Annotated in this window: 7 protein-coding genes; 1 reads left to right on the top strand and 6 read right to left on the bottom strand. The window is 55.9% G+C overall.

What is annotated here, in order from left to right; translation table 11 throughout:
• Window positions 1-276: 276 nt before the first annotated feature.
• Complete coding sequence (locus AC5EFR_RS12200; RefSeq protein ID WP_493576075.1) at window positions 277-1365, bottom strand: pentapeptide repeat-containing protein; 1089 nt, start codon at window positions 1363-1365, stop codon at window positions 277-279.
• Window positions 1366-2273: 908 nt separating this feature from the next.
• Window positions 2274-2576 (bottom strand): DnaJ family domain-containing protein, encoded by a 303-nt coding sequence (locus AC5EFR_RS12195; RefSeq protein ID WP_493576074.1) that lies wholly within the window; start codon window positions 2574-2576, stop codon window positions 2274-2276.
• 124 nt (window positions 2577-2700) lie between these two features.
• Here AC5EFR_RS12195 and AC5EFR_RS12190 point away from each other — a divergent pair, with 124 nt between their 5' ends.
• Entirely contained in the window at window positions 2701-4581 is a 1881-nt protein-coding gene (locus AC5EFR_RS12190; protein WP_493576073.1) for an acyl-CoA synthetase, read from the top strand.
• Between the two features lie 76 nt (window positions 4582-4657).
• On the opposite strand, the gene AC5EFR_RS12185 is transcribed toward AC5EFR_RS12190, so the two are convergent.
• The 4 genes from AC5EFR_RS12185 to AC5EFR_RS12170 all read right to left on the bottom strand — a co-directional run bounded on the left by AC5EFR_RS12185 (window position 4658) and on the right by AC5EFR_RS12170 (window position 8850).
• Window positions 4658-6100, bottom strand: coding sequence for an amidase (locus tag AC5EFR_RS12185; RefSeq protein ID WP_493576072.1), 1443 nt, complete (start codon window positions 6098-6100; stop codon window positions 4658-4660).
• Window positions 6090-6383, bottom strand: coding sequence for an ArsR/SmtB family transcription factor (locus AC5EFR_RS12180; RefSeq protein WP_493576080.1), 294 nt, complete (start codon window positions 6381-6383; stop codon window positions 6090-6092). The genes AC5EFR_RS12185 and AC5EFR_RS12180 overlap by 11 nt, the downstream gene beginning before the upstream one ends.
• Window positions 6384-6514: 131 nt before the next feature.
• The gene (locus tag AC5EFR_RS12175; protein WP_493576071.1) at window positions 6515-7762 is read right to left on the bottom strand and encodes a mandelate racemase/muconate lactonizing enzyme family protein; all 1248 of its coding nucleotides are present in this window, start codon (window positions 7760-7762) and stop codon (window positions 6515-6517) included.
• A gap of 11 nt (window positions 7763-7773) precedes the next feature.
• Complete coding sequence (locus AC5EFR_RS12170) at window positions 7774-8850, bottom strand: Zn-dependent alcohol dehydrogenase (protein ID WP_493576070.1); 1077 nt, start codon at window positions 8848-8850, stop codon at window positions 7774-7776.
• Window positions 8851-8879 lie beyond the last annotated feature (29 nt).

Genomic DNA, 8879 nt, shown 5'->3' with positions numbered 1-8879 from the left:
AAACCTGACGTGTCAGCCAATGCCCGCTATGCGCAGGAAGTGAACTTTGCAAAGTCAGACCTTTAACCTGATAAATTGACATGAGATCGCTGCGGTGCCCTGTTTGGAACCGGACATGGCCGAGCGCTGCAGCGATTATTTAGTTGCAAGGTCGACTGAGCGGATGTAGCTGCAGTTAGGCCCGAACTCCTATTGAAGTGGAATTCAAGCAGAGACATATTCATTGATGGCATGGGAACACTAATCCCATGCCGAGTTAAACGTTGGCGACGGAAGTTAGCAGTTTGAAGGGCGTACTCTTATATCGTGAATACTGGCATTAAAATCACACAAAGTCACAAAACGCGTTAGATTCCCCAGACCCTTAGGCTCTTCATTCCTCCAAGCCCAGGCTCCCTGAAAGCCATACGAAACGTCATCATGTATTTCTATTTCCGCACCTGTGAAATCTGCAGAGGAGAGTTGAGCCCCATTAAACGACGTTTGTGCGATTTTTGCGTCGCGAAAACTCGACCGAAATAGATTGGCCCCATCGAATACGGCATACCTAACTTCCGCCTGTTCAAAAGCCGCATCGCGCAAGTTTGCGTTTGTAAAGTCTGTTTGAAAAGCACTAGTTTTCATCATTTTTGCACTGGACATGTTCGCTCCTGAGAAATTCGATGACGAGATGTTAGAATCTACGAATTGCACCCCCCGCATATCCGCATTTTCAAACCGGGAGGAGAAAACTTCAGAGCCTGAAAGGTTGGCCCCCCAAAGCTCAGCACCTTTAAAATTTGAGTTTGGCATGTGTGAGAAGCTAAGGTTTGATAACGTCAGGTTCTGTCTAGAGAGATCTATTCCCTCCCCTTGGATGCCCTCAAAGTTGACTTTTGACAAATCAAGACCAGGGGTTTGAGATAGATCAAGCCCATCTAACTGCGTTAGGGTAGCGCACGGATATCGACGTCTTGAGGGATCAAGATCGCTGCCCATCAGTTGACAAGAAATGTCTATGCCTTGCAGAGGCTCATTATTTCGAGCGAGAATTTCAAGAGCTGCTGCCTTGCCTGATCCACCTGGTGCCTTTTGACTAATTATGAACCACGCTTGCGCTAAAATAATGCTCAAATTATGCTGTGAAGCGCTGTTTTCGCCAGTGCTCAAGGGGCATATTTCAGCCCCTTTCGCCATTCGAACGGCAATATTAGTGAGACTGCGGTCACAGCGATATTCAGCATACAAGCCTGTTGCTACTGCCAAGACAGGAACAGTGGCAAAGACCCATTTGATGTACCTTCTTGTCGAGTTAAAGGTTAGGACAAACCCAAATATCGTAATGGCCATGATTGGCAAAAATTCAACGCTAATAAAATTCGACATTCTTCACCTTGTGGCCCCGACACGAATTGTGAAGATGATATACCGGGCGTTACCCAGGCTCAAGCAATCTGCATTTTGGCTTTTGAAATCGTTTTTTCAGCATGAAGGTCTGCTCTAGGGAAGTCGAGGCAAACAGTTGGAACCTGCAGCAATGCCGGTCGCAGTCGCCCGACATTGGTAACTTTGGGCTGAGAGCAGACCCTGGCACTGGCGAGAACTCATTGCCGGAACCCGTCGAAATAACGAACTATGATCCGGGGGCGGATTTGATTGTCGTTGGATGTCTTAGGGGGGCGGGGTTCGGGATATTCAAGCGGTGAAGTTACGATTGAGGCTTGGGACGGCGGAACGGGCCGCGCCCTTCTTATGGTCGGGAATGTGATTTCGAAAGAGGCAGGAGGCGGATCGCTGACAGAGGCAGACCTTAGTTTTGATCGTACTGCTATGTTTCCGTGACAAATAGGAAATGGGCATTGACCACGGTTTGCCTAGGGTGCTGACCCTAGCGCAGCAAAAGCGCCTGTTTCTCAGTTTCAGAGCATCTCGATCCAATACGTGACCGCTTGTTCGAAAAATGGGCGACACCCATCGGGCTGGTTATTGAGCGCCGGTGGCATCGCTCTTTTGGGGTCGTTTTGAGCTCGGAACAGATGTCTCTTGTCGATCTTCACTATTCCTAACGAACGTTAACTCTCTTTTGAGACATAGGACATCACGCTCACTGGCAATCTCTCCCAAAGACCGGCAGAATCCTACAGATTGGGTCAAAACCGTGATCCGGGGCCCCAAATCTGGTGCCCGCAATCTCCCCCAATCAGTGCCGGTTTTGTACCTTTTGCACCGTTGCGCAACGGGCGAGCGTTCCGTTACTCACCGTGCGGTGGTTTAACAAAGCGGATGGTTCGGGTTTAGCCACGCTTGCGGGCGATCTCGATCCGGGCTTCCATCAACGACATATCGGCGATCAAACGCTTGCGCTCTGTTCTGTCCGTGGTCTCCAAAAGCGCGTCTCGTAGCCGTGCCAGTTCCCGGCTAAGCGACACAAATTCCGGCACAGCCCCATTGTCCTTGAGGATGCGGTTCATCACGGCGTCTTGGGAATTGTCGTTCTGCGGGAGGGGTTTACCCGCTCCCTTGAGATTGTCAAAAGCGCCGTCTTCCTCGGCTTTTCGAACGCGTGCATTGATAAGATCGATGAGTGGATGGTCCATAGGTCTTTCATGCCACGGGTGAAACGCTGCGTCAAAGCTCTGTTGCCGCCACGTCGCAAACCCTTGCGCTGCTGCCCTATTATTCTAACAATGTGTCCAGCGACTTAAGGGGAGGAGGACGGACATGGCCTATGCTGGCATGGACGATCGAAATGCAATTGAACAGCAGATGCCGTGGGGCGATCGGGACATTCCCATAAGTCTCTACGGTCAGCTTTGCCGAACTGCGGAGAAGTTTCCAAATCGTCCTGCGACCAGTTACCAACTGATGTCCGGGCCGAGTGACAAGGCAGATACGGTCACATGGGCCGAGATGAAGGACAAGGTGACCCAGTCCGCGAACCTTCTGCGCAAGCTGGGGATCGGTGAAAATGATGTGGTCGCCTATGTGTTACCCAATTGTACGGAAACGATTTATACGCTTTTGGGTGGGGCGGTGGCCGGGATTGTGAACCCGATCAATCCGCTGCTGGAGCCGGAGCAAATTGCCTCGATCCTGCGCGAAGTCGACGCCAAGGTTGTGGTGACACTCAAGGCGTTTCCCAAGACCGATGTGGCGCAAAAAGTGGCGGAGGCCGTGCGCCATGCCCCGCATGTGCATACGGTTCTTGAGATCGATCTGAACGCCTATCTGACGCCGCCCAAGTCGTGGATTGTGCCGCTGATCAGGCCGAAGAACGACGGCAACAAACATGTGGATGTGCTGAATTTCGGCAAGGAAATTAGTAAACAAAACACCACGCTGGACTTTGAGGACACCAAAGAAGATCGCATCGCCGCCTATTTCCATACCGGGGGCACAACCGGGATGCCGAAGGTGGCGCAACACCTCTATTCCGGGATGCACTATAACGGATGGCTTGGCGCAACACTGTTGTTTGATGAAAACGACAACATCATGTGCCCTCTGCCGCTTTTCCATGTGTTTGCGGTACATGTAATCTTGATGGCTGCGATCCATTCCGGGGCGCATGTGGTGTTCCCAACCCCGCAAGGCTACCGGGGTGAGGGGGTTTTCGATAACTTCTGGAAACTCTGCGAACGCTGGAAGATCAGCTTTATCATTACGGTTCCGACAGCGGTGTCGGCCCTAATGCAGCGCCCAGTCGATGCCGATATATCGGCAGTTAAAACCGCGTTTTCCGGCTCGGCCCCGATGCCGATGGAGCTCTTTAAACGCTTTGAAAAGACCTGTGGCGTGACGATCTGTGAGGGCTATGGCCTGACAGAAGCGACTTGTCTGGTGTCGGTCAACCCGCCGGAAGGTGTGAAAAAGGTTGGCTCCGTTGGTATTCCACTACCGTATAACGACGTCAAAATCCTCAAGACCGCCCATGGCGACCCGGTGGAATGTTCCGCCGATGAAATTGGTGAGATTTGTGTTTCCAATCCCGGGGTTTACGCCGGAAGCACATATACCGAAGTGGATAAGAACAAGGACTTGTTCCACTATGGTAACTATCTGCGCACTGGTGATTTGGGACGTCTGGACGAGGATGGCTATCTTTGGATCACTGGCCGTGCCAAAGATTTGATCATTCGCGGCGGCCACAATATTGATCCGGCAGAAATCGAAGAAGCGCTTTTGGCCCATCCAGCCGTTGCCTTTGCCGGTGCGATTGGTCAGCCAGATGCTCATGCTGGGGAGTTACCCTGTGCCTTTGTTGAGCTTATCGATGGTGGCGAGGTCACGGTTGAAGAGCTTATGGAACATGCCAAAAAGCACGTTCACGAACGCGCCGCGCACCCCAAGCATTTGACCATTTTGGATGAACTGCCCAAAACCGCCGTGGGTAAGGTGTTTAAGCCAGACCTGCGTAAACATGCGATCACTCGCATCTACAATGCGGCTTTGGAAAAGGCCGAGTGCCCGGCGCGTGTTGTCTCGGTCTTGGACGACAAGAAACGCGGGTTGGTGGCGCAGTTGCAGGCCAATGGCGCGGATGAGGCCAAGGTCGGAACCGTGCTGGGGGCCTTTGTGCGTCCTTGGGAATGGGCCGAGTAAGGCACACCCGCGAGGCAGGCGCTGACAAGAATTTTGCAAAATTCTTGGAAATTCCGTGCACGGAATTTGGGTGCGCCTAGCCGTGCCGGATCACTGGATCAATAGGCGTTGAGCCAAGGTTCAACGCCTCTTCTATAACCCTCGCAACTTGCAAAAGCCGCCCCTCACCTCTGGGGCGGCCGATCAGTTGGATGCCAATCGGCATACCACTGGCGGTAAATCCGGCGGGAAGCGACAAGGCAGGAAGGCCACAGACCGTGGCCAGCATCGCAAAACGCAGCCAGTCGAGGTAATCCTTGCACGGTTCCCCGTTGACCTCGGTGGGGTATTCGACCTCGACCGGCAGCGGAGCCAAACCGTTGACGGGACAGGCCAAAACGTCAAAATTGTCTAGGAACACCCGCATCATATCATAGAGTTGCGACCGTTGGCTCATCGCCTCGGCGACGTCGTCCATCACAAGGGCGCGGCCTTCGTCAATGTTTTGTTGCAGGGTCGGCTTGTAATGTTGCGTAATCCGCCCGGGCGTTTTGCGCGCGCCTGTCCAAAAGCCAAAGGCGCGCAGGGTTCTAAAACAGTGTTCAACATTTGAGAGTTCTGGAACCGCTTCGATCACATCAAGGTCGGGGTTTGAGACGCGCGTAAGGGCCGTTGAAAGCAGCCCGGAAATGTCGGATGTAACCGGGGCCAAGCCACCCAAGTCGGGTGCAAAGGCGATGCGGATCGGGCCCGCCTTGGCGCGACATGTGGTGAGATAGCTTTGCGCCGGGGCTGGGACTGAGAGTGGCCAGATCGGATCAAACCCGGACATTGCATCAAGCATAAGCGCGCAATCTTCTACAGAGCGGGCCATGGGCCCATTGACGGGCAGGACGTCAAAACCCTGGGTTGCCGGGCCACCGCCCGCCACACCGGGGGAGGGACGCAAGCCGACGATCCCGCAATAGCTTGCCGGGGTGCGCAGGCTGCCGCCAAGATCAGAGCCTTGGCTGAGCCAGACTTCGCCTGTGGCAAGCCCCGCGGCGGCCCCACCCGAAGAGCCACCGGCATTCATTCGCGTGTCCCACGGGTTGCGGGTCATGCCAAAGACAGCGTTGAACGTATTGGCTCCGGCCCCCATTTCCGGGGTGTTCGTCTTGCCCATGACCACCGCGCCCCGGCTTTCGAGACGGGTAACAATTGGGTCAGACGTGTCGGGGATGAAATCGGCCAATGCCTTGGTGCCAAAGGTGGTCCGCACCCCCGCAACCGGAGTGAGATCTTTGATTCCGATGGGCAAGCCCGACAAAAGGCTATCGGTGTCGGCGTGTTTGCCAGCTTCGCGCGCACGATCAGCACAGGTCGTGACCATAGCATTGATGGCCGGGCTGGTTTGGGTGATCCGGGTTAGGCTGGCTTCGATCAAATCGCTTGGCTGTATCTCACGCTTTTTCAGAAGCTCAACAGCGTCGCAGGCGCTTAATGCGCAAAGCTCGGGACCGTCAAATCCCGGTTTAACAAACTCCGGCCTAGCAGCCATCCGACCCGGCGCAGAACATGTCATAGAGTAGCCCGATCACCCGGCTGGTGTCGTCATTGGCAAGGCTATAGTAGATCGTTTTGCCGTCGCGCCGGGTTGTCACCAACCCCTCTTCGCGTAGGCGTGCCAACATCTGGCTCACGGCGGCTTGCCGGATTTCCAAAAGCGATTCCAGCTCGCCAACGGATTTCTCACCCGAGCCAAGATGGCACAGGATCATCAAACGCCCCTCATGCGCCAGCGTTTTCAAAAACGCGGCGGCGTGTCGGGCGTTGGTCGACATTTCCTCTGGCGGGGCAGGAGGCTTGGGCATCTCGTTCACGGCTCGGTCATCCATTTCCTGTTTGCGATAAACTTAACAGCGCTTTTCACAAAATGCGAGATCAGGATTTGCGGGCGGTTCACAGGCGGGTTTTAGGGGGTGTCGAGTGCCGAATTTGGGGCAGGGGCCCCGCCTTCGAACAGGTTGCCATTGACGTAATCACAGGGCGCATCCTGCATCTCGAGATGCAGGCCATCGCCGGTATAGGGATGGGCGCGGGCCAGGCCTTCGTCGATTTCAATGCCAAGACCGGGCGCTTGGGGGGCGGTGACAAAACCAGCTTCAACCTTGAGCGAACCTTTGATCAGGGCGTCATGAAACGGTGTTTCAATGGTTTCGGCAATCAACAGATTGGGGATCGACACGCCGAGATGAATGTTGGCGGCCCATTCCACCGGACCGGCATAAAGATGCGGGGCCATTTCGGCGTTAAAGCTTTCGGCCAGCACCGCGATTTTGCGCGACTCCCAAATGCCACCGGCCCGGCCAAGCGCCGGTTGCAGGATTTTCGCCCCCCCCGTGCGCAACAGGGCGGCAAATTCGGCGCGGGTGGTGAGGCGTTCGCCCGTGGCGATGGGGATGCGCACGGCGCGCGCAACCTGTTCAAATTCCAAGAGATTGTCCGGTGGAATGGGCTCTTCGAACCACAAGGGGTTATAGGGTTCGATGGCTTGCCCCAATCGAATGGCTCCGGATGTGGTGAATTGCCCGTGGGTGCCAAAAAGCAGATCGGCCTTGTCGCCAACCGCGTCGCGGATGGCTTTGCAGAACGCCACGGATTGGCTGATGTCGGACATGGCCGGTTGGTGACCGCCGCGCATGGTATAGGGGCCTGCGGGGTCAAATTTGACCGCCGTATAGCCGCGATTGACACAGTCCAAGGCCGCCTCGGCCGCCATGTCGGCGCTTCCCCAAAACGCGGGCAAAGGATGCTCGGGCAGGGGGTAGAGGTAGGTATAGGTGCGGATGCGTTCGTTCATCATGCCGCCCAACAAGGCCCAAACCGGGCGATCCCGCGCCTTGCCGAGAATATCCCAACAGGCGATTTCGAGGCCCGAAAACGCCCCCATCACCGTCAGATCGGGCCGCTGGGTAAAGCCAGAGCTATAGGTGCGGCGGAACATGCGTTCGATGTTTTCGGGGTTTTCGCCTTCGAAATAACGCTGAAACACGTCGCTTATTACGGCGCGCATGGCTTCGGGTCCAATGGACGACGCATAGCATTCGCCCCAGCCGGTGATCCCGTCATCGGTGGTCAATTTGACCAATATCCAATAGCGCCCCCCCCAACCGGGGGCGGGCGGGGCGGTGATGATGATGTCGAGATCACGTAGTTTCATGTCCGGCCCCTTTAGAACAAAATCACATTGCGACGCGCACCGCCGGTTTTGGTGTCGGCAATCGCTTCGTTGATTTGTTCAAGTGTCCAGCGGCCTGAAACCAGCTCGTCCAGTTTCAAACGCCCTTGTTTATAGAGATCGGCCATCCACGGAATGTCGCGTGAAATCACCACATCACCCATTTTCGAGCCGATCATATGCTGGCTCATAAAGGCAGGCACCACGGGTTCGTATTGTGCCATCGCGCCGGTGTGGGGCATGCCAACCATGACCATGCGCCCGCCATAGCCGAGATACCGCATGGCGCTTTCATAGGCCGGAATGGCCCCGACGGTGACGGCAACTATGTCGGCACCACGGCCAAGCGCTTTGATGGCGTCTTTCCACGGTGCTTTGCATGTGGCGAGGATGCCATGGGTTGCGCCAAATTCCTTGGCGATTTCGAGTTTCTCTTCGCTCATGTCGACGGCAACGATGCGCCGCGCCCCGGCAATGCGGGCCCCTTGGATGGCGTTTAGGCCAACGCCGCCCGCGCCAATAACGACAACGTCTTCTCCGGCTTGCAACCGCCCGGCGTTGACCACGGCCCCGATGCCTGTGATCACGCCACAGGCCAAAAGCGCCACGGCCTCGGCGGGCATATCATCGGGGAGCGCCACAACCTGGCTTTGATCAACCACGACTTTTTCGGCAAAGGCCCCGCAATTCATCGCTTGAACCACCGGTGTGCCATCGGCGCGAGTGATCGGCGAGGCGGCGCTTGGGGACTCGCAGGTTGTCGGTTTGCCCGTCGCGCAATTGGGGCAAGTGCCACAGGCGCGGATCAGTGTGACAACAACACGATCGCCCTGTTTGACCTGTTTGACGCCCGCGCCGACATGGGTGACGCGACCGGCGGCTTCGTGGCCATAAACGGCGGGCAAATCCCCGCCCCAGCCACCATCGGCAAAGGAAATGTCGGAATGGCAAATGGCCACGGCTTCTAGGGTGACTTCAACTTCGCCCGCTTCGGGCGCGCGCAGGGTCAGGTTTTCGATTTGCAGCGGTGCCCCGAATTCGGTGCAGACGGCGGCTTTGATTGTGGTCATAGGGCGCTCCTGTTTGGGGTAGGTTCGGG

It is taken from the genome of Pelagimonas sp. (genome assembly GCF_058892305.1).
Note: the sequence above shows the minus strand (reverse complement) of the source record. Positions and strands in the feature narration are given on the sequence as shown.